This is a genomic window from Candidatus Binatia bacterium (genome assembly GCA_036563615.1).
GTDB lineage: Bacteria > Desulfobacterota > Binatia > UBA12015 > UBA12015 > DATCMB01.
The window spans coordinates 240,768-265,158 of the sequence record DATCMB010000023.1; the positions used below are offsets into that span (position 1 = coordinate 240,768).

Sequence of the window (24,391 nt, forward strand, 5' to 3'; positions counted from 1 at the left end):
CGGACCGCTCAACCCGGCGCGGACCCGCCGGGGGTGGGGCCTCGAGCCGGGGCGAGCGCCTGCAGGGCCGCGGCGGCGGCGCGGGCGAGGCTCGGGTCCTCGGAGCGTGACGCCCGCTCGAGCGCCGCGAAGACGCCCGGATCGGCGACGCCGAGCTTGCCGAGCGTCGCGGCCGCCGCGCGCCGGACGCCGGCGTCCGGGTCGTCCACGAGCAGCGCGGCGATCGTCGCCGCCGCCTCGCGCGCGAGCTCCGCTCCCGACCCCGCGCGCAGCACGCACGACAGCGCCGCCAGCCGCACGCCCGCGTCGGGATCGCGCAGCAGCTCGTGCGCGAGCCGAGGTGCGTCGGGCGCCTCCAGGTCGCGCAGGCAGTAGAGCGCCATCTTGCGCAGCGTCGCCGATGCGCCACCGAGCGCCGCGCGGATCTCGTCGAGGACGCTCGGGTCGCGGCGCGCGATCTTGCACGCGAGCTCCGCCGCGGCCCAGCGCTGGTCGCCGTCGTCAAGCATCATCGTCTCGAGCGCCGCCGGCCAGAGCTCGGGCGTCGCGTCGAGGCCGCGGCCGAGCGTGTACGCGACGCCCCAGCGCAGGCGCGCCGAGGGCGAGGCGAGCGCCGCGCGCAGCGCAGCGCAGAGCGTGTCGGACAGCGGCAGCAACGGCGCGATGACGTCCGCCGCCCCGCGCTGGTCGGTGCGGTGCGCGGCGCCGAGCGTGTCGGTGAGCGCCGCTGCGAGCTCGTCCTCGATCAGCGCGCCGATGGTCTCGCGCGGCAGCGCGGCGATGCGGGCGAGCGCTTCTCTGCGCGCCGCGGCGTCGCCGCGCAGGCCCTGCACGAGCTCGCGCCGCAGCTCGTCCATCGCTGCGCTCACGACGCGCCCACCCCGCGCGCGACCAGCGCGTGCAGCTCCGCCGGGCGCAGCCCGAGGAGGTAGTTGCGCCGTCCGTCGAGGACGTCGCGCAGTGCGTCGGCGGCGGCGCTCGCCGTCGCGGGACCGCCGATCAACCGCTGCGCGAGCTCGCGGATCGCGGAAGGCGGCGCGAGGAAGTCGCCGGTCAGCGCGAAGTCCGCGACCACGCCGTGCTCGACGTGCGCGGCCGCGGTCACCGGTCCGAGCAAGCCGTGCGCGACCTCGACCCGCGCGTCCGCGGCGAGCGCGCGTGGCACGTACGCGAGCGGTCCTGGATCCTCGGCGAGCATCAGCTTCGTGACCTCGTCGTCGAGCTCCTCGGTCTCGAGGTCGAAGACCTCGGCGTAGGCGGCTGCGATCTGCGCCGCGATCGCGGCGAGATCGATCTCCCCCTGCGCCTCGGTCCCCTGCAGCTCGGCGAGCGTCGTCACCTGCGAGCTCGATAGCAGGTGCGCGGGCACGACGCCCTGCGGATCGACGCGGTCGAGCAGCGCGGGCGTGGTCGCGAGCGACGTGCGCAGCGCGACGATCGCCTGGAACAGCGTCGGCCCCGCCTCGCCCTCGGCGAAGCTCACGTGCGCGAGCGCACGTCGCGACGCGGTCACGAGGTCGAGCCCCGGATAGACCGGGTCGACGCCGAGCTTGCGCAGCCACGCGAGAAGCCCGCGCACGCAGCGGTTCATCACCTGCTCCGGCGCGAGCGCCCAGCGGTCGTCGGCGACCAGCGCCGAGCGGTGCGGCAGCCCGAGCGTGACCAGCAGGAAGCCGTCACCGGCCGCGATCGCGCGCCCGCCGGTCGATCGCCGCCAGAGCAGCGCCGTCCCCGGCTCCCCGCGCGGGCCGGGCTCGAGGTGGAAGGCGCCGAGCCCGAGGACCTCGCCGGCGAGCGTCGACGCGTGCAGGTGAAGCTCGCCGAGGGCGCCGGCCTCGAGCAGCGCACGCTCCCGTCGGCGCTGGACGTCCGGGGTCGCGCCGCTCGCGTGGCTGATCAGCAGGGAGCGCGCGCTCACCGGACGGCAAAGCAAGCGGCCGGCGCGGGGGATCCGCGCCGGCCGCCGTGCGGAGCGTGCTCCGCGTCAGCCGAGGATGGTGGGATCGTAGTAGTAGCGCTCGCGGACGATCTTGCCGTTGCGGATCTCGTGGATCGCCACCTCACGGAACAGCGTCTTGCGTCCGCCGCGCAGCGTGAGCTGCGCCTCCCACTCGATGATCACCGTCTGCCCGTCGCACCACAGGTTGCGCGCATGCCAGCGGGCATCGGACACCATCTTCTTCCACTGCTCGTTCTTCTGCTTGATGGCCTCGATGCCGTAGGTCGGCATCTGCCCGGCCTCTTCGGACTCGACGCTGTCCGCGTACAGCGACAGCATGCGCTTCTCGTCCGCCACCGACGTGGCAGTGACGATCGAGCGCGCGATGCGCCGCAGGTCGGCAAGCGTGGGCGCTCCCTTCGGTCCCGCTGCTGCGGCCCTGGGCTTCGTCTTCTTCGCCTTTGCGGCGGTCTTCTTAGCTCCAGAGCCCCTCGTCGTAGCCATGTCTCCTCCCCGAACGAATGTAGCCTCGCTCAGCTCCCCACGAGCCGGCGCGGCGTCTTGCTCGTACTTCTCTGAGTTTCCTTATGCTTGCCCAACGAGCCGTCCCTCTCGTCGGGCACTACGAGCGGGCCCGGCAAACTGCTCGTCTGCGGACCCGCTGCGCCTCTCCCTCCAGACGCGTGGAGCGTCGTCGCGAGCGACCGAGGAAGGTCGTAGAGCGAAAATCTAGGCGCAGTTCTTTTTGGACCATGAAAAGAGGCCGGTAGCAAGGTCGTGTGAACGCGCTAGCCGCGGCAAGAGGCCGCAGTCCGAACGACTTGCGCCGGGACCCGTGCGGCCGATACACGATGTGAACGGAGAGCACCACGATGTCGGTCGACCAAGGCACGGCGCAAAGGCCAACGCGTTCGGCGAACGCTCCGAGTGCGGAGGACACCGGCTGGCCGGTCCTGCACCTCTTCCAGCGCATCGACCGCGCCCGCTGGCAGAGCCTGTCCGAGGACGATCGCGCTCGGGCGGTCGAGGAGTTCTCGACGCTGCTGCAGAACGCCCAGGCCGAGGAAGGCCTGCAGCTCATCCCGAGCGGCGTCATCGGCAAGGCCGACCTCGCGGTGATGGCCGTGCATCCCGACCTGCGGCGGATCCAGCGATTGACCCAGGAGATCGCCGCGACGCGCCTCGGGTCGTGCCTGTCGACGGTCTACTCGTACCTCTCGATCTCCGAGAAGAGCGAGTACATGTCGACCGCGGGCGACCACGCGCGCAAGCTGATCGACGAGGAAGGGCTCGCGCCGGACTCGCCCGAGTTCCAGAAGCAGGTCGCCGCCTTCGCTGCGCGCATGAGCGCGTATGCGGAAGCGCGCGTGCACCCGCAGCTGCCGGGCGCGGACTACCCGGTGCTGTGCTTCTATCCGATGAGCAAGGCGCGCGGTGAGCGGCGCAACTGGTACGCGCTGTCGTTCCAGGAGCGCAAGCGGCTGATGGGCTCGCACGCCGAAGCCGGACGACGCTTCATGGGACGCGTGCTGCAGCTCATCACGAGCTCGACCGGACTCGACGACTGGGAGTGGGGCGTGACGCTGTTCACGCGCGACCTCAAGTCGGTGCGCGACATCGTCTACGAGCTGCGCTACGACGAGGGCAGCGCGCTTTACGGTCTCTTCGGTCCGTTCTACATCAGCGTGCGATTCGCGCCGCAGGAGCTGCGCGACGCTCTGCGTCTCTGATCGCTTCACCGGACGGCTGCCCGCGGCGTGAAGCGCGTGGTTCTCTACGCCGACGGCTCGTGCCACGGCAATCCCGGGCCGGGCGGCTGGGCCGCGATCCTCGAGTACAACGGCCACGTGCGTGAGATGTCGGGCGCCGAGCTGCGCACGACCAACAACCAGATGGAGCTGCGCGCCGTGATCGAAGGTCTGAGCGCGCTCACCGAGCCGTGCGAGGTCGAGGTGTGGAGCGACTCGCGCTACGTCATCGACGGCGTCAGCAAGTGGCTTCCGAACTGGAAGCGTCGCGGCTGGGTGACGGCGGACAAGAAGCAGGTGAAGAACGTCGAGCTGTGGCGCGCGCTCGACGCCGCCGCCTCGCGTCACAAGACGTCGTGGCACTGGGTGCAGGGCCACAGCGGTCATCCGCAGAACGAGCGCTGCGACCAGCTCGCGAACGACGCGATCCGCCGCCTGCTCTCAGAGCGAAACCAGGCTTAGGCCGAAGAACACCTGCAGCGCGGAGAGCAGCAGCGCGAGCATGCCGAGCAGTGGATGCGCTTGGCGCGCCGCGGCGCTCTCGCCGACGCGACGCGACAGCAGCGCGGCGCTGGTCAGCGCGAGCGCGACCGCGACGCCGATCCAGAAGTGCGCTCCTCCGGCGAGCTCGAGATCGTCGCGCCAGAGCCAGGTCGACGCGAGCCCGAAGGCGAAGTTGAGGAGCATCGCGCCGTACGCCCACGGCGCGAGCCGCGCGTGACGCTCGCGCAGTGGCGCGCCGCCGCGCTCTCTGCTGCGCAGCCCGAGCGACGCAGCCCAGGCGAGGAGTGCGAGCGCGACCAGCGCCGTGATCGGGTGCAGGAAGGCGAGCAGACGCTCGGTCCCGGTCGGCGGCATCGCCCGCCTTGTCGTCTACGCGGCGCGCGTCGGCAAGCGGAGCGGCGTGCGCGCGTCGCTTGCCGTCGAGGTCGCGCGTCCGCTACGCCGTCGGCATCGACCGAAAGGAGGCGACATGATCTCGGTGATCGCGACGCTGCCGGTGCAGGAAGGCAAGACCGACGAGTTCGAGAAGGTGTTCGCGGAGCTCGCGGACAAGGTGAAGGCCAACGAGCCCGGCTGCCAGCGCTACGAGCTGTGCCGCTCCACGGTCAATCCGACGACCTACGTCGTCGTCGAGCGCTACGCCGACAAGGAGGCGCTCGACCACCACGGCAAGACGCCGTACTTCCTCGAGGCATTCGGCAAGCTCGGTCCGCTGCTCGCCGGCGCGCCGCAGATCGAGCTGCTCAAGCCGATCGGCTGAAGCGCGCGCCGAGGAAGCGGCGCGCGTTCGTCTCGAGGACGAGGAGCTTGTCGGGCTCGGCGACGTCGTCGCGCTCGGTGAGCATGCGCACGCCGCCGGGGAAGACGGCGTCCCAGTGCGGGTAGTCGCTCGCCCACAGCAGATTCTCTGCGCCGAGCGCGCGGATCGCCGCCGGGAGCTCCGCTTCCTCGGACTCGACGCCGACGTAGAAGCGTCCGCAGCGCGCCATCTCCGACGGCTTCACCGTGCAGCGGAACTCGTCGGGGCGGTGCTCGAAGTGCTCGTCCATGCGGTCGAGCAGCGACGGCAGCCAGCCGCAGCCCGACTCCAGGATCGCGATGCGCAGCGCGCGGTGTCGCTCGAGGAGCCCGTTGCCGAGGATCGCGGTCGTGTTGAGCATGCCCTCGAACGGCCCGCCGACGACGTGCGAGAGCGCGTACTGGTCGGTGAAGCGATCCGCGCCGCAGAGCCCCGCGCCGACGTGCACGCCGACCGGCACGTCGAGCTCCTGCGCGAGCTCGTAGATCGGGTCGTACGACGGGTGGTCGGCGTTCTGCCCGGCGACGTTCGTGCCGATCATCAGCGCGACGAAGCCGAGCTGCTCGACGCAGCGCCGCGCTTCGGCGACCGCGAGCTCGATCATGTGCTCGCGCATCGGCAGCGCCGCGACGCCGAACAGCCGCTTGGGATCGGCGGAGCAGTAGTCCGCGAGCCAGTCGTGGTAGGCGCGGATGATCGCCATCCCGAGGTCGGGGTCGGGGAAGTGCGGGAAGCCGAGCGCCATCGTGCCGTAGAGCACGGCGACGTCGATGCCCTCGGCGTCCATGTCGCGTAGCCGCGCGTGCGGGTCGACGCCGCCCGGACGCTTGCACATCGCCTCGGTCACGCCCTCGGGCTGCCACTGGCCTCGGCCCTCGGGCGTCGGGAAGAGCTGTCCGTAGAGCTCGAAGCGGTCGGTGCCGCGCCGGTCCTTGGCGATGCGCGGCAGCCGGTCGTGGTACTTCTTCGGCATGTAGCGCGGCCAGATGTCGGCGGCCTCGAAGACGTGTCCGTCGATGTCGATCACCATCGTGCGCCCTCCACCGAGCTCGCGCTCGCCGTGCTTTTCCTGCTTCGCAGGCCCGTGGTAGCACGGGTCACACCCGACGGGGCACACCCCGAGAAGAGGAAGCGCCGATGCAGATCGTCGATGCCGATGCCCACGTCGCCGAGGGGGCGTCGCTCGCGCTCGCCGCGATGGAGCGCTGGCCGGAGTTCATCAAGTTCCGCGACGACGGCCGTCCGAGCCTGATGATCGAGGGGCGACACTACCCCGAGGACCAGGGGCCGGGTGCAGGCTGTCCGCCCGAGCACGGTCTGTCGCGCGCCGAAGGCATCGACTTCTCGACCGCGCAGAGCGTGCTGCGCGACGCCGATCGCGACCACATCGACGTCATGGTGCTCTACCCGAGCTTCGGTCTGTGCGCGCCGAGCCTCGAGAACCGCGACTTCGCCGTCGGCTTCGCGCGCATGTACAACCAGTGGATCGCGAACTACGTGCGCTCGAGCGGCGGACGGCTGTACGGCGTCGCGGTGACGCCGATCGAGCACGGCGCGGTCGCGATCGACGTCATGCGCGAGGCGAAGGAGCTCGGCCTCGTCGCGACCATGATCCCGCCCGCGCTCAAGACGCGGAACCTCGACCATCCGGACCTCGACGCCTTCTACTCCGCGGCCGAGGAGCTCGACATGCCGCTCGGCGTGCACGGCGCGCCCGGCATCCACCTGCCGAAGATCGGCGTCGACCGCTTCACGAACTACATCCAGGTGCACTGCATCAGCTTCCCGTTCGACCAGATGACGGCGATGACGGCGATGGTGAGCGGCGGCGTATTCGATCGTCACCCGAAGCTGCGCGTCGCGTTCCTCGAGGCGGGCGTCGGCTGGGTGCCGTTCTTCATCGACCGTCTGCACGAGCACTACGAGAAGCGCGGCGACTGGATCCCGAACGGCTGGAAGCGTGACCCGCACGAGTACCTGCAGGCCGGCAACATTTGGGTGAGCTGCGAGCCGGAGGAGCCGATCCTGCCCGGCGTGGTCGACGTGCTCGGCGCCGACTTCATCATGTTCGCGAGCGACTACCCGCACTGGGACGGCGACTGGCCGGAGAGCACCAAGAGTCTTCGCACGCGCACCGACCTCGCCGACGAAGCGCGCGTCAAGATCGCCGGCGAGAACGCGAAGCGCTTCTACGGCCTCGCCTGAGGCGCGCTCCGGACGCGGCCAGGGGCGCGCGAGCCGCGTAGCGACGGGCGGGGACGTCGTGCGGCGACGCCGACCCCGTGCGTCCGCGCGTCGCGGAAGACGCGCCGTTTCCGCGACGGCTCTTGCGTATATTCGATATGTCGAATATTCACGAAGCCGTGGTGACGCGTCAGCGCACGCGCGCCGGGCGCGACAAGAGCCCGGCGCTCGACGACAAGCGGCTCCGCCAGGCGCTGCGCGAGTTCAAGGCCGAGATCTTCCAAGCGCTGGCGCACCCGACGCGGGTCGCGATCGTCGAGCTGCTGCGCGGCGGCGAGCTCTCGGCGGGCGAGATCCTCGAGCGTCTCGAGGTCGAGCAGGCGAACGCGTCGCAGCACCTCGCGGTGCTGCGCGCGAAGCGCATCGCGGTGAGCCGCAAGGAGGGCAATCAGGTCTTCTACTCGCTGCGAAACCCGCTGCTGATCGACGTGCTCGACGTCATGCGCCGCTACTTCGAGGAGGATCTCGCCGCGACGAGCGCGATGCTCGAGGGGCTCGCGCAGGAGGAGCGGGTCGCGAGCGCCGCGACCGGAACGGCCGTCCGCCGTGCTTGACGCGTCCGTGAGGTGGTGGCTGTGGAGCTGAACGTTCGCGAAGCGGCCCGCTTGCTGCGCGTCTCCGAGCGGCAGATCTACCGCTGGATCCACGACGAGGAGATCCCGTTCTCCCTCGTGCACGACAAGCCGCACTTCAACCGCGCGGAGCTGCTCGAGTGGGCGACGCGGCGCAAGATGCCGGTCGCGGTCGACGCCTTCACGCCGTCGGGCGCGACGCGCACGAGCGCACCGGGATTGGTGGACGCGCTGCGCGCGGGGGGCGTGCACGCAAACGTCCCCGGTGACGACCGCGAGTCGGTGCTGCGCGCGGTGGTGAATCTGCTCGAGCTGCCGCCGTCGGTCGACCGCGAGTTCCTCTACGAGGTGCTGCTCGCGCGCGAGGCGGCGGGCTCGACCGGGATCGGCAACGGCATCGCGATCCCGCATGTCCGCAACCCCGTCGTGCTGAACGGCGCGCCGGCCTCGATCACCGTGTGCTACCTCGCGCGCCCGATTCCGTTCGACGCGATCGACGGCCAGCCGGTGCACACGATCTTCTCGATGATCAGCCCGACCATCGAGGGACACCTGCAGCTCCTCGCGCGGCTCTCGTGGGCGCTGCACGACGACGGCTTCAAGGCGCTGATCGCGCGGCGCGCGGACGCGGACGCGCTGGTGCAGGAGGCGGCGCGCATCGAGGCGTCGCTGCCGGGAAAGCGCTGAGCGCGTGGAGCCGTTTCTCGTCTCGCTCGCGCTGCTGCTCGGCAGCGCGCTCGTCGCGTCGTTGCTCGCTCGGGCGGAGCGCGTCATGTCCGCCGTCGCCGCGGCGGGTGCGGTCGCAGGCTGCGTCGTCGGACTCGTGTTGGCGGTGCGCGTGCTGCTCGGCGCGGAGCTCGCGCCGCTCGCGCTGCCGTGGGACGTGCCGTACGGCACGCTGGCGCTCGCGCTCGATCCGCTGTCGGCGCTCTTCCTGCTGCCGCTGTTCGTGGTCGGCGCGCTCGCGGCGGTCTACGGCCGCGACTACTTGACGGCGTTCCGCGGCCGCAAGCGCCTCGCGGTGCCGAGCGTCGCGCTGAACGTGCTGCTCGCGAGCATGGCGCTCGTCGTCGCCGCGCGCGGCGTCGTGCTGTTCCTGGTCGCCTGGGAGGTGATGACGCTCGCGTCCTGGGTGCTCGTCGCCTTCGAGCACGAGGCGGCGGACGTACGGCGCGCGGGCTGGGTCTACCTGATCGCGGGCCACGCGGGCGTCGCCTGCCTGCTGCTGCTCTTCCTCCTGCTCGGACGCGAGGCGGGCAGCTTCGACTTCGCGGCGTTCGTTGCGGCGTCGTTTTCGGCCGACACCGCGACGCTGCTGTTCGCGCTCGCGGCGCTCGGCTTCGGCCTCAAGGCGGGCTTCGTGCCGCTGCACGTCTGGCTGCCCGAGGCGCACGCGGCGGCGCCGTCGCACGTCTCGGCGCTGATGTCGGGCGTGCTGGTCAAGCTCGGGCTGTACGGCTTCCTGCGCGTCTTGACGTTCCTTCCGCCCGCGCCGTGGTGGGGATCTCTGCTGATCGTGCTCGGCACGCTCGGCGCGCTCGTCGGCATCTCGCTCGCGCTCTACCAGCGCGATCTCAAGCGCGTGCTCGCCTACTCGACGATCGAGAACGTCGGCATCGTCGTGCTCGGGATCGGCGTCGGCTACTGGGCGGCGGTGCGCGGCGACGCACACCTCGCAGCGCTCGCGGTCGCGGGCGGGCTGCTCCACCTGTGGAGCCACGCGCTGATGAAGTCGCTCTTGTTCTTCGCGGCGGGCGGCGTGCTGCACGCGACCGGCACCAAGGACCTCGAGCGTCTCGGTGGCCTGATGAAGGTCATGCCGTACACGGGGGCCGCGATGCTGCTCGGCGCGGTCGCGGCCGCGGCGCTGCCGCCGCTGAACGGCTTCGTCGGCGAGTGGCTGATCTACCTGGCGCTGCTCGGCTCGGGACAGGCTCCGCACGGCGTCACGCCGCTGCTGATGATCGCGGTGCTCGCGCTGGTCGGCGCGCTCGCCGCGGCGTGCTTCGTGCGCCTCGTCGGCGTGACGCTGCTCGGCGCGCCGCGCAGCGCCGCGGCGCAGCGCGCGCACGAAGGCTCCACCTGGCTCGTCGTCCCGACGTGGCTGCTGGCGCTCACGTGCGTCGCGATCGCGCTCGTGCCGGGACGCGTGGTCGAGCTGCTGGCGCCGGGCGCGGCGCAGCTGCTCGGTTCGAGCGCTGCGTCCTTCGACGGCGCGTCCGCCGCGCTCGCGCCGCTCGCACGGGCGAACCTCGGCGTGTGGCTCGTCGTCGCGGCGCTCGGTGCGGTGTCGTTCGCGGCGCAGCGCGGAAGGATCACGCGCGAGGTCACCTGGGACTGCGGCTACGCCGCGCCGACGCCGCGCATGCAGTACACCGCGCGCTCGTTCTCCGAGACGCTGACCGAGCGTCTGCTGCCGTCGCCGCTGCGTCCGCGCTCGCGTCGGCCGGCGGCGTCGGGGCTCTTCCCGGGGCGGATGGCGTTCGCGACGGACTATGCGGATCCGTTCACGCGCGCGGTCTACGAGCCGTTCTTCGCGCGCTGGGCCGCACGCTTCGCGCGCCTGCGCTGGCTGCAGATCGGCATCCTGCAGGTCTACGTGCTGTACGTGGTCGTCGTCGTCGTTCTCGGGCTCGCGTGGATCGCGCTGCGCGGCTGGGTGCTGCAATGACGGACGCGCTGCTCCAGCTCGCCGTGGTGCTGCTGCTGCCGCCGGTGCTGCTCGGCGTGATCAACAAGACCAAGGCGCTGTTCGCAGGTCGCGTCGGACCGCCGGTGCTGCAGCTCTGGTTCGACCTCGTCAAGCTCATGCGCAAGGACACCGTGCTGAGCGGGACGACGAGCTGGGTGTTCCGCGCCGGTCCGGTGGTCGGGCTCGCGACGACGCTCTTCGCCGCGCTGCTGGTCCCGATCGCGGGACGCGCGCCGCTCGTGTCGTTCGAGGGCGATCTCGTGCTGTTCGCCTACCTGCTCGGGCTCGGACGGTTCTTCACCGTCGCGGCGGCGCTCGACACCGGCTCGTCGTTCGAGGGGATGGGCGGCGCGCGCGAGGCGACGTTCGCGTGCCTCGCGGAGCCGGCGCTCTTCCTCGGGCTGCTGGCGCTCGTGCGCACGTCCGGGTCGACGTCGCTCGGCGGCATGCTCGGCGACTCGCTCGTCGCGAGCTGGTCGATCGGCGCGGCGTCGCTGGTCGCGGTCGTGGCGAGCCTGATGGTCGTGCTGCTCGCCGAGAACAGCCGCATCCCGTTCGACGATCCGAACACCCACCTCGAGCTGACGATGGTGCACGAGGCGATGGTGCTCGATCACGGCGGACCGTCGCTCGCGATGATCCTCTACGGCGCCGCGATCAAGCTGTTCGTCATGGGCGCGATCATCGTGCGCATCGCGGTGCCGTACGAGGGCGTCGACGCGTGGTCGGGTGTCGCGGCGTTCGTCGCGGGGATGGTGCTCCTCGCGGTGGTGGTCGGCGTGGTCGAGTCGGTGATGGCGCGGCTGCGGCTGCTGCAGGTGCCGAGCCTGCTGGTCGCGGCCTGCGTGCTGTCGGGATTCGGCGTGGTGCTGCTCGGGCGCTGAGAGCGAGAGATGACGCAAGCCGTAGACTCCCTGCTGGTTGTCGTCCTGCTGCTGAACTTCGCGATCCTCGGCACGAGCAGGCTGAAGGCGGTGATCGAGCGCTCCGCCGCGCAGGGCGTCGTGCTCGGCGCGCTGGTCGTGCTGGTGCACGGCGGGCTCGGGCTCAAGACGGCGATCGTCGCCGGCGCCACGGTGCTGATCAAAGGCCTCCTCATCCCGATGCTGCTGCAGCGCGCGATGCGCGACGCCGAGATCCGCCGCGAGATCGAGCCGCTCATCGGCTACGTCGCTTCGCTCGTGCTGGGCGCGCTCGCGACCGGCGCCGCGCTGCTCTTCGCCCGCGCGCTGCCGCTCGCGCCCGGTCACGTCGGCTCGCTGCTCGTCCCGACGTCGCTCGCGACCGTGCTGACGGGCTTCATCGTCGTCTGCACGCGGCGCAAGGCGATCAGCCAGGTGGTCGGCTACCTCGTGCTCGAGAACGGCATCTTCGTGATGGGGCTGTCGCTCCTCGACGCCATGCCCTTCCTCGTCGAGCTGGGCGTGCTGCTCGACCTGCTCGTCGGCGTGTTCGTGATCGGCATCATCATCAACCACATCAGCCGCGAGTTCTCGTCGCTCGATACCGCGCGCCTGCGCGCGCTGCGGGAGTAGCGGATGGCGCTCGCGCTGTTCCTCGTTCCGCTGCTGCTCGCCGGCGTCGCGTTCGCGCTGCCGTCCGAGCGCTGGCGCCCGTGGCTCGTGACGCTCGGCGGCGCGCTGCACCTGGTGATGGTTCTCGTCGTGCTCCAGCAGCCGGGCGTCAGCGCGTTCGACGGCTGGCTGCTGCTCGACCCGGTGGGACGGCTGATCCTCGCGCTGGTGAGCGTGCTGTTCTTCTTCTGCTCGCTCTACGCGCCGGGCTACCTGGCGCTGCGTCCGGAGCGCTCGAATCGCGTTTTCTGCGCTTGTCTGCTCGCGTTTCTCGGCACCACGACGCTGATGACCGAGGCGCACCACCTGGGGCTCATGTGGGTCACGCTCGAGGCGACGACGCTCGTCTCGACGCCGATGCTGTACTTCAACCGCAACCGGCGCTCGCTCGAGGCGACCTGGAAGTACCTGCTGATGGGCTCGGTCGGGATCGCGCTCGCGCTGCTCGGCTCGCTGTTCCTCGCCTACGCCGCCTTCTCGCAGGGCCTCGAGACGTCGCTGCTGTTCGAGGACCTGGTGCGCGAGGCGCCGCAGCTCTCGCGGCCGTGGCTCGAGTCGGCGTTCCTGCTGCTGCTCGTCGGCTACGGCACCAAGATGGGGCTCGCGCCGATGCACACCTGGAAGCCGGACGCGTACGGCGAGAGCCCGGGGCTGGTCGGCGCGCTGCTCGCGGGAGGTCTCACGAGCTGCGCGTTCCTCGCGCTGCTGCGCTTCTACCAGATCTGCTCCGCGGCCGGCGGCGTCGAGCTCGTGCGCCAGCTCATGGTGGCGATCGGGCTGCTGTCGATCGCGGTCGCGGGCGTGTTCATGGCGCGCCAGCGCGACTTCAAGCGCATGCTCGCGTACTCGAGCGTCGAGCACATGGGCATCCTCGTGCTCGGGATGGGCATCGGTGGGGCTGCGGTGTTCGGCGCGCTGCTGCACCTCGTCAACAACGCGCTGACCAAGGGCGTGCTCTTTCTCTCTGCGGGCAACATCCACCGCGCGTACGGCAGCAAGCTGACGGTCGGCGTGTCGGGCGCGCTGCGGCGGGTGCCGGTGTCGGCGGCGCTGTTCGTCGCCGGCTTCTTCGCGATCACCGGCTCGCCGCCGTTCGGTCCGTTCCTGAGCGAGCTCACGATCCTGCGCGCCGCGGTCGACGGCGGCTTGCTGACCGTCGCGGCGCTGCTGCTGGTGCTGCTGTTCGTCGTCTTCGTCGGCATGGGCGCGACGGTGCTGTCGGTCGTGCAGGGCGAGCCCTCGCCGGCGGCCGCCGACACGCCGTTCCGCGACGGTGCTTTGACCGTCGGCCCGGCGATCGCGCTCCTGCTGATCGTGCTCGTCCTCGGGCTCTACATCCCGCCGCCGCTCGACGCGCTGCTGCGCGACGCGGCGCGCTTCGTCGAGGGGACGTCGTGACCGCAGCGCTCGTCCTGCACAACGGCGTCGCGACGTCGCGCGACGCGGTGCCGCGCCTCGAGCTCGACGCGTTCCGCAGATCTGTGATTGACGGAACGACGAGCGGAAGGCGGCTCGCCGCGCTGTTCGCGGTGCCGGAAGGATCCGGGCTCGAGCTCTACGTCGTGCTCGCCGACGACGAGCAAGGGACGCTCGAGGCGGCGCGCACCCTGCTCGCGACGGACGCGTACCCTGCGCTCACTCCGGAGTGCACGCAGGCGCACCTCTTCGAGCGCGCGCTCGCCGAGCAGTGGGGCGTCGTCCCGGTCGGCCATCCGTGGCTGCAGCCGGTGCGCTTCCAGCCGCCGCGGCGCGGCGACGGCGGCTCGCGGAACCGTCGCGCGGACGGCGCGTCGCGCGCGCTCGTCGGAGTCATCGAGCCCCACCGCGTCGAGGGCGAGGAGATCCACGAGGTCGCGGTCGGACCGGTGCACGCGGGCGTCATCGAGCCCGGACACTTCCGCTTCCAGTGCCACGGCGAGAACGTCTTCCAGCTCGACGTCTCGCTCGGCTACCAGCACCGCGGCGTCGCGCGCGCGCTCGTCGGCGGACCCGACAAGCGCACGATCCACTACATGGAGACGCTCGCCGGCGACACCACCGTCGGCCACGCGCTCGCGTACTGCCAGGCGATCGAGGCGCTCGCCGAGACGCGCGTCCCGCCGCGGGCGCACGCGCTGCGCGCGATCGCGCTCGAGCTCGAGCGGCTCGCGAACCACACGGGCGACCTGGGTGCGCTCGCGGGCGACGTCGGCTTCCTGCCGACGGCGTCGTACTGCGGGCGTCTGCGCGGCGAGTTCCTGAACGCGACGGCGCTGCTCTGCGGGAGCCGCCTCGGGCGCGGCCTCGTGCGTTCCGGCGGCGTCGGCTTCGACGTCGATGCGGCGCTCGCCGCGCAGGTGCTCGAGCGCGTCGAGGCCGCGTGGCGCGACCTCGTCCCGGCGGTGGATCTGCTGTGGGAGACGGCGTCCGTGACGGGACGCTTCGAGACCACCGGACGTGTCGACGCCGAGGTCGCGCGCGAGCTCGGGCTCGTCGGTCTCGCGGCGCGCGCCTGCGGGCTGCGCCGTGACGTCCGCACGACGCACCCGACCGGCATGTACCAGTTCGTCCACCTGCCGATCGCGACCTGGGAGTCGGGCGACGTGTTCGCGCGCGCCTTCGTGCGCTGGCTCGAGATCGAGCGCTCGGTGGAGTTCGTGCGCACGCAGCTGCGGACGCTGCGCAGCGGGGTCGCGCGCGTCGCGCCGTCCGCGCTGCGTCCCGACGCCTTCTGTGTGTCGCTGGTGGAAGGGTGGCGGGGCGAGATCTGCCACGTCGCGCTGACCGACGCGCAGGGACGCTTCGCGGCCTACGAGGTCGTCGACCCGTCGTTCCACAACTGGAGCGCGCTTTCGATGGCGCTGCGCGGCCAGCAGATCTCCGACTTCCCGCTCTGCAACAAGAGCTTCAACCTGTCCTACTGCGGACACGACCTTTAGATTGACGATGCTCGACCTCCTCGCCACCCGGCTGCGCCAGGGCCACCGCACGGCGCGCTATCCCGCCGAGCCTCCGACGCTGCCGGAGCGCTTCCGCGGCGCGCCGCTGCTCGACGCGAGCAAGTGCGCGGACGGCTGCCGCGCGTGCGTCGAAGCGTGCCCGACGGACGCGATCGCCGCGGACGCGGGCGCGCTGCAGGTCGACCTCGGACGGTGCCTGTTCTGCGTCGATTGCGCGCAGGCCTGCCCCGAGGGCGCGATCGCCTACACGCGCGAGCACCGTCTCGCCGTGCGTCGCCGCGAGGACCTCGTCGTGCGCGGGGCGTTCGAGCCGCGCGCGAAGGCGCTCGACGAGCGCATGCGCAAGCTCTTCGGACGCTCGCTCAAGCTGCGCGTGGTGAGCGCCGGCGGCTGCAACGGCTGTGAGGCGGAGGTCAACGTGCTCGGCACCGTGGTCTTCGATCTCGCACGCTTCGGCATCCAGTACGTCGCCTCGCCGCGCCACGCCGACGGCCTGCTGATCACCGGCCCCGTCACCGACAACATGAAGCTCGCGCTCGAGAAGACCTACGCCGCGGTGCCGCCGCCGAAGATCGTGATCGCGACCGGCGCGTGCGCGATCTCGGGCGGTCCGTACGTCGGTCATCCCGAGGCGCACGACGGCGCGAGCTCGGTGGTGCCGGTCGACCTCTACATCCCCGGCTGCCCGCCGCATCCGTACACGATCCTCGACGGGCTGCTCGGCCTCCTCGGGCGTCTCGAGGAAGGCCGTCGGCGCGCCTGAGCGCGCTCACGGCTTCGGGATGCGCAGCGTCTTCGAGATCATGGCGCTGCCGCTCACCGCGTACAGCAGCACCAGCGGGTGGAACGTGCCGCCCAGGATGCGGAGGCGGCCGAGCGGCAGCGCGTCGTCGATGCGGCCGAGCCAGGTCAGCACGGCGAGCAGCGCGACCAGCACGACGCTCGTGGGGATCGGCGTGCCCTCGTAGTACTTGACCTTGCCGCTCTCGTCGGCGAGCGCCTCCGCGGTCACGTTGTAGCGCGCGAGGCGCGACAGGCCGCAGCTCACGAAGTAGACCAGCACCACCGCGTCCCAGGCGCCGCGCAGGCCGACCGCGAAGCCCAGCACCGCCGGCGCGACGCCGAACGAGATCAGGTCGGCGAGCGAGTCGAGCTCGCGGCCGAGCGGCGACGAGCGGTGGCGCCAGCGCGCGACGCGGCCGTCGAGGAAGTCGAGCAGCATCGCGATCGGCGGCAGCGCGAACGCGAGCCACAGGATGCGGTGGTCGCGCGTGTCCATGTACTGCAGCGTCGCCAAGATCGAGCCGGTGCCGGCGAAGCCGTTCGACAGCGTGATCAGATCCGCGAGCGAGAAGTCGCGGATCATCGAGAAGTGGCGGGGCTTGTTGTCGGGGCGCTCCACGCAGGTGGCTCCATGCCACACTCCGCGCGGCATGGCGAAGGCGCGAGCGCGTGGCGCGTGGCCGCGCGCGACCGTCGGACCGACGAGCGACCGGCGGAAGCGCGCGCGACCGAAAAACGCTGCGGGCGACGGCGTCACCTCCGCCGTCGCCCGCAGGTCGACTACGCCGCTCGCCGCCCGTGCGCTTGGCGCACGGGGTCGACGAAGCGGGCTCGGATCTCCGTCAGAGGACGATCAGCTCGGCGCGGCGGTTCTGCGCGCGGCCGTCGGCCGTGTCGTTGCTCGCGACCGGCTGGCTCTCGCCCTTGCCGACCGCCTCGAGCCGGCTCGCCGCGATGCCGCCGTCGATCAGGTAGCGGCGCACGGCGTCGGCGCGACGCTGCGACAGCCGCAGGTTGTACTGCTCCGTGCCGATCGAGTCGGTGTGGCCCTCGATCCGCACGCGGATGTCGGGCTCCTCCTTCAGCACGCGGATCGCCTCGTCGAGGATCGGCCGCGCGTCCGGACGAATGTTCGACTTGTCGAAGTCGAAGTGGACGCCGCGCAGGATGATCTTGCGCTTGGTCACCGGCGCGGGCGGCGGAGGCGGCGGCGGGGGCGGAGGAGCCTCGACCGGCTCGGGCTCGAAGTGCCAGTTCACCTGGATGCCCGACATCACCATCTGGCGGTCGTCGCGGTCGTTGTCGCGCGCCGCGGACGGCCGCAGGAAGACCTCCTCGAAGCGCACGAACACGCCGACGTTGATGCCGGCGCCGACGTTGCCGCCGAGCACGGCGTGCACCGCGAGACCGCCGCCATCCTCGTCGAGCGGTCCGCTGATGTCGTCGAAGTAGCCGCCGAGCAGCGCCACCGAGAGCTCGGCCTTCTCACCGGTGATGGTGAACTTCGGACCGGCGGTGAACGACCACGTGCTCGTGATGTCGTCGCTGTCGTCGCAGCTCGTCACGAGCGGCCCCGAAGGACAGCTCTCGGAAGGGAGCAGCGTGAACTGCGGGCCGCCGATCAGCGAGATCGCGCCGTTCTCGGTCAGCTGCCAGCGGTACCCGCCCTGGGCGCCGATCACGCCGCCGATGTCGGCGGTGTCGTTGTAGTGCCCGATCGGGAATCCCGCGCCGAAATACCCCCCAGCCTCTGCACCGTCGCCGCGTGCGGTGCCCGGTGTTGCGAGCAGCGCGAGCGCGATCAGCGCCACCGTCGACCTGACTCCCTGCAGGAAGAATTTCATGACTCCCCCTCCCCGAGTCGTGATGCTTCGTTTTCAGAGAACCGCCGGTCGTTTGCGCTTATCCGGATTCGCAAGCTCGCTCAAGAGGATACGGGGTAGACGCTGGTTTGCGACATTCTTTGATTGCCGGGCTTCGCCGCTCTGCACACGACGCGCCGACGCACTACACGCGACGCGCGCGATCCGCTATCGGGCATGCCGATGGCCGGCCCCGCGTCGAACGGAGCGTCCCGCAGGACCGGGCGACGGCTGCGGCGCCTGTTCCTGCTGTCGCCGGCGCGCGTGAACGGCGTGCGCGCGGGCTACCTGCTGAACCCGGACGCGAGCTTCGCGCTCGCGCGCCAGTTCCACCGCGACGGTCTGCCGCTCGCAGAGGTGTTCAGCTTCACGAGCGGCCTCTACTTTCGCGGCAAGATCACCTATGCACGGCGCTTCGCGAGCGAGCCCGACTGCGCGATCCGCGTCATCACGCCGAACGCGGGTCTGCTCGATCCATCGGTCGTGCTGACGGCGTCCACGCTGCGGACGTTTGGCGAGGTCGACATCGACGCCGACGATCCGCGCTACACGGAGCCGCTGCGGCGCGACGCGCGCGCGCTCGCGCGCATGCTCGCCGAGGACGGCGTCGCCGTGCTGCTCGGCAGCATCGCGACCTCGAAGTACCGTGACGTGCTGCTCGACGTGTTCGGCACGCGCCTCGTCTTCCCGCGCGACTTCGTCGGACGCGGCGACATGAGCCGCGGCGGTCTCTTGCTGCGCTCGGCGCGCGACGGCGTCGAGCTGCCGTACGAAACGGTGCTCGGCGCGACCTTGCGCGGCACGCGTCCGGCGCGCCTGCCGCCGCTACCACGCACGCGCTGACGCGCGTGCTCGCGGTTGCGCGGCACGCGTCCGGCGCGCCTGCCGCCGCTACCACGCACGCGCTGACGCGCGTGCTCGCGGTTGCGCGGCACGCGTCCGCCGCGCCTGCCGCCGCTACCACGCACGCGCTGACGCGCGTGCCCGCTCGACGCAAGCGCGCGCTGCGCCACGCACTCTCTGCGCTGCGAGCGCGCGGACTCCGTGCGCGTGGATGCGTGCGGTTCACGCGACGTCAGCGCGGCACGATGCGGTAGACCTCACCGTCGCGGTCGAGCAGGTAGAGCTCGCCGCGCGCGTCCTCGCCGAAGGACACGATGTTGTTGAACCGTCGGCCGCCCGTCGGTGTGAGCTCCACGGTGCGGTCGCGTGGGTTCTGCGCCACACCGCCCGCGACGCCGCGGAACGTTCGGACGAAGCTGCTGCAGAAGTCCGAGTAGACGTACGTGCCGTGCAGCTCGGGGATGGCGCAGCCCCGGTAGACGAAGCCGCCGGTCACCGAGCAGCCGGCGGCGTGCGTGTACTCCGCGACCGGGAAGGTGAAGCTGCTCGGCCCCGGGCACCCGCTGGCGCTCGGCGGCTCGAAGCACGACGACCCTTCGAAGATGTCCCAGCCGTAGTTCTCGCCGCCGGTGCTCGACGCAGGAGCGAAGTTGATCTCCTCGATCTCGTTCTGCCCGACGTCGGCGACGTAGAGGTCGCCGGTCAGACGGTCGAACGAGAAGCGCCACGGGTTGCGCAAGCCGAGCGCCCAGACGAGGCCGCGCTTCTTCCCCGCACGCGGGTTCGGATTGGTCGGCGGGACCGCGCGATACGGCGGCGTCTCGACGTCGACGTCGATGCGCAGCAGCTTGCCGAGCATGCGCGTCGGGTCCTGCGCGTTCTCGTCCGGATCCCCGCTCTGGCCGCCGTCGCCGGGGCCCATGTAGAGGTAGCCGTCCGCTCCGAAGGCGATCTGGCCGCCGTTGTGGTTGGTGCGCGGGTGCGGGATGCGCAGCACGATGCGCCTGGTCGACGGGTCCGCGCGGTCCGGGTCGAGCGCGCTCGCCTCGTAGCGCGCGAGCACGAGCCGTCCCCGGTTGTCGGTGTAGTAGACGAAGAAGCGGCGATTGCTCGCGTAGTCCGGGTGGAAGGCGATGCTGAACAGGCCGCGCTCGCCGACGAACGAAACCTTGTCCGTGATGTCGAGGAACGGGATCGGCAGCAGCGCGCCGTTGCGCACGATGCGCACCCGGCCCTCTTGCTCGACGATGAACAGGCGCTGCGTGTCGAGCGGCGGCGCGGCGAGGTAAACCGGCGACGCGAGTCCGGCGACGACGAGCTCGCTCGCGATCTCGTCGCCGATCGCGCGCGGCACGCCCGCGCAGAGCCCGCGCGAATCGGTGAGCACGCACTGCGGGGTGCAGCCGTCGCCTGCGTTCGGGTTGCCGTCGTCGCAGCTCTCGGTGCCCTCGACGACGCGGTTGCCGCAGCGCACCGTGCGCGCAAAGCACAGCTGCGGCGCCGGCGCGTTGCGCGCGAGCGTCCGCCCCGGACCGTTGGCCGCATAGGTCGTCGAGCGCGCGCAGAACGCCGCGTCGCCGATCGTCAAGCGAACATTGATCGGACCCTGCGCCTGCGTGACGCGGTACGGCCAGGCGCGCGAGACGCCGACGACCCTCAAGCTCCCGACGTTCCGCGTGGTGCGGATCTCGACGCGCCGGATCCCGGACGGCTTCGCAGGATCGACGTAGCGGTAGCCCGAGCCGGGCGGGTCGAGCGGCTGCCATCCGGATGGCGGGAGCGGGATGATGCCGCTCGCGCCGTCGCCCGGCCCGTTGCCGACGATCTCGAGCGTCGCGCCGCTCACGCGCGGATCGGGCACGTTCGCGCTCGCGAGCGCCGGCACGTTTACGGCGCGGAACACGACGCGCGCTCCCTTGGGATGCGTCTGGTCGCGCAGCAGCAGACGCGTCGTCGCGATCGGACGGTCGACGGCGTTCGCTGGGTCTGGGGTCGCGAGCACGGCAGCGGCCGATGCGACGAACAGCAGAGCGATCTGCAGCAGCATGTGAGCCCCCACGGCTGCGCGCGTAATGCCGCGTTTCGTTCGGCGTGGCGGCGAAGCAAGCTCCGCGCCCCGCGACTCATCGTGCGGAGGTGTGCGACTCGGGTCAACGCCACCTGGTGACGCGTGTATGCACTTCATGCGAAACGCAGCCGGGGATTGATCCGCGCGAGGCCGCGTTCATAGATGGCCGTCATGGCGGCGCAAACCGGCGGCGGTCGGTGGCATCCGCGGATCGTCGTCAACCAGGCCTCGACGCTCCGGCTGCCGCTCGCCGAGGACCTGGCGCTCTATCGCGAGCTCGGCGTCGAGCGCGTCACGCTGCTGTCGCGCAAGGTGGACGCCGCAGGCGATGACGAGGCGCTGCGCCTCGTGCGCGACGCTGGAGTGACGGTCGACAGCCTGATGGTCGGTCCGCTGCTCGAGCTCGCGCGTCCGGAGCAGTGGGAGGAGGGCAGGAGCGCGCTGCGGCGGATGCTCGCGCGGGCCCGACGCTTCGGCGCCGACTGCGTGGTGATCACGAGCGGCCCCGCCGGAACGCTGACCTGGGAGGACGCGGCAGACGCGCTCGCGACCGCGCTCGAGCCGGTGATCGCCGAGGCGCGCGCGGAAGGCATGACGATCGCGGTCGAGCACACCAACAACCTGCGCTTCGACCTCGGCTTCCTGCACAACCTGCGCGACACGATCGACGTCGCTCGCCGGATCGGTCTGCGCGTCTGCATGGAGGTGAACAGCGTCTGGGGCGAGCGCGCGCTGCGCGACACGATCCGCGCCGGCGTCGATCTCCTCCGCATCGTGCAGGTGAACGACTTCGTCGTCCCGACGACGTCGACGCCGGACCGCGCGGTGCCGGGCGACGGCGTCATCCCGCTCGCGCGCATCGTCGGCGAGCTCGAGGCGGCGGGCTACCGCGGTCCGTACGAGATCGAGATCGTGGGACCGCGCATCGAGGCGGAAGGCTATCCGAGCGCGCTGCGGCGCAGCCTCGAGCACGTCGATGCGCTGCTGCGCGGGCTCGCGTAGGCTTCGCGCCGCTCAGGCGCCGGGGCGCGCGGTCTCGCTCTGCAGCCGGTCGCTCAGGATGCGCGCCAGGTTGCGGTAGAGCTGCGCCGCGGTGCGCGGGTAGCGACGCTGCACGCGGGCGAGCGCGCGCTCGTTGACCGTCAGCACCTCGAGCGGCTCGGTGGCGATCACGTCGGCGGTGCGCTGGTGGCTGCGGATCAGCCCCATCTCGCCGAACACGTCGCCGCGTCCGAGCTCGCGCACCATGCGCTCCTGGCCGTTCACGTGCACGCGCACCTCGGCCTTGCCGTCGATGATGACGTACATCTGGTCGCCGACCTCGCCTTGACGCACGACGTGCTGGCCGCGCTCGTGGGTCTCGAGCCCGGCGAGCAGCGCGACGAGCCGCGCCTGCGACGGACGCAGGTTCTGGAACAGCGGGATCGTGCGGTGCGGGTCGCGTCCGAGCTTGACGCCGAGCAGGTCCCACAGCGTGATGATGCGCGTCGTCGCGAGCAGCGCCGGGAAGAGCGCGAGCTCCGTGACGATCGCCGCGAGGATCGTGATCGCCGACAGCGCGCCGAACTGCTGCAGCGGGACGAAGGTCGAGATCGCGAGGCTCGCGAAGCCGAAGAAGAGCAGCAGCGAGTTGAACAGCGCCGGCTTTCCGACGCTCGAGAACGTGCGCACCATCGCCGTTTCCTGATCGGCGGTGCGCTTGATCTCCGAGGAGAGCCTGCTCATCAGGTGGATCGTGTCGTCGACGACGATGCCGAGCACGATCGACGCGATGATCGTCGTGCCGAGGTTGAGCGGCGCTCCCGTGAGGCCCATCAAGCCAAAGAAGACGATCACCGGCACGAAGTTCGGCACCATGGCGATCAGGCCGATCCGCGCCGAGAGGAACATCAGCGCCATGACCGCGAAGATCGCGACCGTCGCCATGGCGAGGCTCCCGATCTGACCGCTGACCAGGTCGCTGGTCGTCTCCATCATCAGGATCAGATTGCCGGTCGCGCGGGCGCGCAGCTCGGGCGGGAAGGTCTGCGCGGCGAAGCGGTGGATCTGGCCGACGAGGCGCTCGATGTCGCTCGAGCGCGCGAGCGTCGTGCGCACCAGGATGTGCGTGCGCGAGAAGTCGGAGTTGACGACGCGCTGGAACGACTTCGGGCTCGAGGCGACGAGCTGCAGCACGGAGTCGAGCTGCGCCGGGTTCTCCCAGAAGGTCGTCGGCGCGCCCGCCGGCGCGCCGCCCTCGGCCGCGCCGCTCTCGACCACGTTGCCGTGCTCGTCGATGATGATGTCGCCCTCGGCGCCGGCGCTCGCCTGGTTGCCGCGGTCGAGCAGCTCCGCGTAGTCGACGAAGGAGATCGTCTTGTCGACGCCCGGCAGCGAGTCGATGTGCTTCTGCAGCGCGCGGATCCGCTCGAGCGTGTCGAGCTTCTTCATCGTCCCGGGCGCGTCGGCGTCGATGGCGACGTAGAACGCCATGCTGCCGACCAGGTTCTCGTTGATCGCGTCGGTCGCCTTGCGCACCGGGTCGTCGGGACCGAAGAACGAGCTCAGGTTGTTGTCGACCTGGATCTTCGGGATCTGCGTCAAGCACACCGCGCAGAGCACGGCGGTCGCGAGGATCACGGTCGTGCGCCGCCGGATGCTGAAGGTCGCGATGCCGGCGAGGAAGCGGCTCACCGTTGGCGAGTAGTCCTCGCGCACCGTGCGCGGCAGGGACAGCAAGGCGAGGATCGACGGCACGACGACCAGCGCCATCACGAACGCGATCGCGACGCCGATCGCCGCGTAGATGCCGAGCTGTCGAATGCTGACGATCTGGTTCGTGACCAGCGACAGGAAGCCGATGATCGTCGTGATCGCCGTGATGACGATCGGCATGCCGGTGTCGCGCAGCGTGTGCAGCGCGGCCTCGCGCGGCGATCCGGCGGTCGACGTGGCTTCGTAGTAGTCGGCGAGGACGTGCAGGCAGTAGGCGCCGGCGAGCACCAGCAGCAGCGGCGGCAGGGCGAGCGTGCCGAGGCTGAGCGGCGTGTCGGCGAGCGCCATGATGCCGAGCGTCCACACGAGCGTGACCGAGATCGCGGTCAGCGGCAGCAGCACACCGCGCACCGAGCGGAAGCAGAGCGCGAGGGTGACGACGATGATGCCGAAGGCGATCGGCACGAAGCGCGACAGGTCCTTCCACATCGCGTCCGCCGCGTAGACCTTGAAGTGCGGCAGCCCGGTGTAGACGACCTGCTCCGGTCCGTTCGCGCGCGCGACGATCTCCTCGATCTCTTGGTCGATCCCGCGACGCGCGAACTCCTCGTCGCTCATCTCCTCGAAGAAGACGTTGAGCGCAGCCGCGCGGCCGTCGGGGGAGACGAGGTTCTTCAGGTAGATCGGACGCTCGGCGAGCTTCGCCTTGAGCTCGGCGATCTCTGCGGGCGAGCGCGGGATCGTCTCGATGAGCGGCGGCGGGTCGAGAACGTCGGCAACCGGGTCGACGGCGTTCGTCAAGCTCACGACCTCGGCGACGCCGTCGATGGCCGCGATCTCGTCGGTCAGGCGGCGGATCTTCTCGAGCGTCTCCGGCCGGTAGACGTCGTCGGTGATGACGCCGACGACGCCGATCTCGTCGCTGCCGAAGAGGCGGCGGATCTCGTCGTAGTACGCCTTGTCGGCGTCACCCTCGGCGAGCAGGGTCTCGACGGAGGCGTCGAGCCGGGTCTCGCGCGCGTGCCAGGCGAAAAATACCGTGGCCGCGGCGACGACCAGCAGCACCGCCTTCGGCCACTCGACGATTGCGCGATAGACCCGCTCCATGACCCGCTCCGGGTGAATTCCGA

The 24,391-nt window shown here is 71.1% G+C and carries 23 protein-coding genes; 14 read left to right on the forward strand and 9 right to left on the reverse strand.

Annotation, left to right across the window (positions count from 1 at the left end):
• Positions 1-8: 8 nt before the first annotated feature.
• From VIS07_22260 to VIS07_22270, 3 genes are all read right to left on the reverse strand, one after another.
• On the reverse strand, positions 9-869 hold the full coding sequence (locus VIS07_22260) for a HEAT repeat domain-containing protein (protein HEY8518245.1): 861 nt from the start codon (positions 867-869) through the stop codon (positions 9-11).
• Positions 866-1,918: a lipoate protein ligase C-terminal domain-containing protein gene (locus VIS07_22265; GenBank protein HEY8518246.1), complete on the reverse strand. Its 1,053-nt coding sequence runs from the start codon at positions 1,916-1,918 to the stop codon at positions 866-868. Before VIS07_22265 ends, VIS07_22260 begins: the two co-directional genes overlap by 4 nt.
• 66 nt (positions 1,919-1,984) lie before the next feature.
• A complete protein-coding gene (locus VIS07_22270; GenBank protein ID HEY8518247.1) occupies positions 1,985-2,443 on the reverse strand; it encodes a nuclear transport factor 2 family protein in 459 nt (152 codons plus the stop codon).
• A 368-nt stretch (positions 2,444-2,811) separates the two neighbouring features.
• Between VIS07_22270 and VIS07_22275 the strand changes: the two genes are divergently transcribed.
• Both VIS07_22275 and rnhA read left to right on the forward strand, forming a co-directional pair.
• Complete coding sequence (locus tag VIS07_22275) at positions 2,812-3,669, forward strand: chlorite dismutase family protein (GenBank protein ID HEY8518248.1); 858 nt, start codon at positions 2,812-2,814, stop codon at positions 3,667-3,669.
• Between the two features lie 27 nt (positions 3,670-3,696).
• Entirely contained in the window at positions 3,697-4,149 is a 453-nt protein-coding gene (gene rnhA, locus VIS07_22280) for a ribonuclease HI (protein ID HEY8518249.1), read from the forward strand.
• On the opposite strand, the gene VIS07_22285 is transcribed toward rnhA, so the two are convergent.
• Complete coding sequence (locus VIS07_22285; protein ID HEY8518250.1) at positions 4,129-4,545, reverse strand: DUF4079 family protein; 417 nt, start codon at positions 4,543-4,545, stop codon at positions 4,129-4,131. The genes rnhA and VIS07_22285 overlap by 21 nt on opposite strands.
• Positions 4,546-4,660: 115 nt before the next feature.
• Between VIS07_22285 and VIS07_22290 the strand changes: the two genes are divergently transcribed.
• Positions 4,661-4,951 carry a putative quinol monooxygenase gene (locus VIS07_22290; GenBank protein ID HEY8518251.1) on the forward strand — a complete coding sequence of 97 codons (291 nt, stop codon included), beginning with the start codon at positions 4,661-4,663 and terminating at the stop codon, positions 4,949-4,951.
• Here VIS07_22290 and VIS07_22295 read toward each other — a convergent pair.
• On the reverse strand, positions 4,935-6,020 hold the full coding sequence (locus VIS07_22295; GenBank protein HEY8518252.1) for an amidohydrolase family protein: 1,086 nt from the start codon (positions 6,018-6,020) through the stop codon (positions 4,935-4,937). The two genes, VIS07_22290 and VIS07_22295, sit on opposite strands and share 17 nt — an antisense overlap.
• Positions 6,021-6,127: 107 nt before the next feature.
• On the opposite strand from VIS07_22295, the gene VIS07_22300 reads away from it, so the two are divergent.
• The 9 genes from VIS07_22300 to VIS07_22340 all read left to right on the forward strand — a co-directional run bounded on the left by VIS07_22300 (position 6,128) and on the right by VIS07_22340 (position 15,774).
• Positions 6,128-7,195 carry an amidohydrolase family protein gene (locus tag VIS07_22300; protein HEY8518253.1) on the forward strand — a complete coding sequence of 356 codons (1,068 nt, stop codon included), beginning with the start codon at positions 6,128-6,130 and terminating at the stop codon, positions 7,193-7,195.
• A gap of 137 nt (positions 7,196-7,332) precedes the next feature.
• Positions 7,333-7,788 carry a metalloregulator ArsR/SmtB family transcription factor gene (locus tag VIS07_22305; GenBank protein ID HEY8518254.1) on the forward strand — a complete coding sequence of 152 codons (456 nt, stop codon included), beginning with the start codon at positions 7,333-7,335 and terminating at the stop codon, positions 7,786-7,788.
• Positions 7,789-7,809: 21 nt separating this feature from the next.
• Complete coding sequence (locus VIS07_22310) at positions 7,810-8,493, forward strand: PTS sugar transporter subunit IIA (protein ID HEY8518255.1); 684 nt, start codon at positions 7,810-7,812, stop codon at positions 8,491-8,493.
• A 4-nt stretch (positions 8,494-8,497) separates the two neighbouring features.
• The gene (locus VIS07_22315; GenBank protein ID HEY8518256.1) at positions 8,498-10,477 is read left to right on the forward strand and encodes a proton-conducting transporter membrane subunit; all 1,980 of its coding nucleotides are present in this window, start codon (positions 8,498-8,500) and stop codon (positions 10,475-10,477) included.
• Positions 10,474-11,382 (forward strand): NADH-quinone oxidoreductase subunit H, encoded by a 909-nt coding sequence (locus VIS07_22320; protein HEY8518257.1) that lies wholly within the window; start codon positions 10,474-10,476, stop codon positions 11,380-11,382. Before VIS07_22315 ends, VIS07_22320 begins: the two co-directional genes overlap by 4 nt.
• 9 nt (positions 11,383-11,391) lie before the next feature.
• On the forward strand, positions 11,392-12,033 hold the full coding sequence (locus VIS07_22325; protein ID HEY8518258.1) for a hydrogenase: 642 nt from the start codon (positions 11,392-11,394) through the stop codon (positions 12,031-12,033).
• Between the two features lie 3 nt (positions 12,034-12,036).
• Positions 12,037-13,470 carry a proton-conducting transporter membrane subunit gene (locus tag VIS07_22330; protein ID HEY8518259.1) on the forward strand — a complete coding sequence of 478 codons (1,434 nt, stop codon included), beginning with the start codon at positions 12,037-12,039 and terminating at the stop codon, positions 13,468-13,470.
• Entirely contained in the window at positions 13,467-14,990 is a 1,524-nt protein-coding gene (locus VIS07_22335; protein HEY8518260.1) for a hydrogenase, read from the forward strand. Before VIS07_22330 ends, VIS07_22335 begins: the two co-directional genes overlap by 4 nt.
• Positions 14,991-14,997: 7 nt before the next feature.
• On the forward strand, positions 14,998-15,774 hold the full coding sequence (locus VIS07_22340) for a 4Fe-4S dicluster domain-containing protein (GenBank protein HEY8518261.1): 777 nt from the start codon (positions 14,998-15,000) through the stop codon (positions 15,772-15,774).
• Between the two features lie 6 nt (positions 15,775-15,780).
• Here VIS07_22340 and VIS07_22345 read toward each other — a convergent pair whose 3' ends face one another.
• Positions 15,781-16,377, reverse strand: coding sequence for a CDP-alcohol phosphatidyltransferase family protein (locus VIS07_22345; GenBank protein ID HEY8518262.1), 597 nt, complete (start codon positions 16,375-16,377; stop codon positions 15,781-15,783).
• Positions 16,378-16,636: 259 nt separating this feature from the next.
• Complete coding sequence (locus tag VIS07_22350) at positions 16,637-17,638, reverse strand: OmpA family protein (protein HEY8518263.1); 1,002 nt, start codon at positions 17,636-17,638, stop codon at positions 16,637-16,639.
• Between the two features lie 201 nt (positions 17,639-17,839).
• Between VIS07_22350 and VIS07_22355 the strand changes: the two genes are divergently transcribed.
• A complete protein-coding gene (locus tag VIS07_22355; protein HEY8518264.1) occupies positions 17,840-18,499 on the forward strand; it encodes a hypothetical protein in 660 nt (219 codons plus the stop codon).
• A gap of 232 nt (positions 18,500-18,731) precedes the next feature.
• Here VIS07_22355 and VIS07_22360 read toward each other — a convergent pair whose 3' ends face one another.
• On the reverse strand, positions 18,732-20,546 hold the full coding sequence (locus tag VIS07_22360) for a PQQ-dependent sugar dehydrogenase (GenBank protein HEY8518265.1): 1,815 nt from the start codon (positions 20,544-20,546) through the stop codon (positions 18,732-18,734).
• Positions 20,547-20,738: 192 nt separating this feature from the next.
• Between VIS07_22360 and VIS07_22365 the strand changes: the two genes are divergently transcribed.
• A complete protein-coding gene (locus VIS07_22365) occupies positions 20,739-21,569 on the forward strand; it encodes a TIM barrel protein (GenBank protein HEY8518266.1) in 831 nt (276 codons plus the stop codon).
• Positions 21,570-21,581: 12 nt separating this feature from the next.
• Here VIS07_22365 and VIS07_22370 read toward each other — a convergent pair whose 3' ends face one another.
• Entirely contained in the window at positions 21,582-24,368 is a 2,787-nt protein-coding gene (locus VIS07_22370; protein ID HEY8518267.1) for an MMPL family transporter, read from the reverse strand.
• Positions 24,369-24,391: the final 23 nt, after the last annotated feature.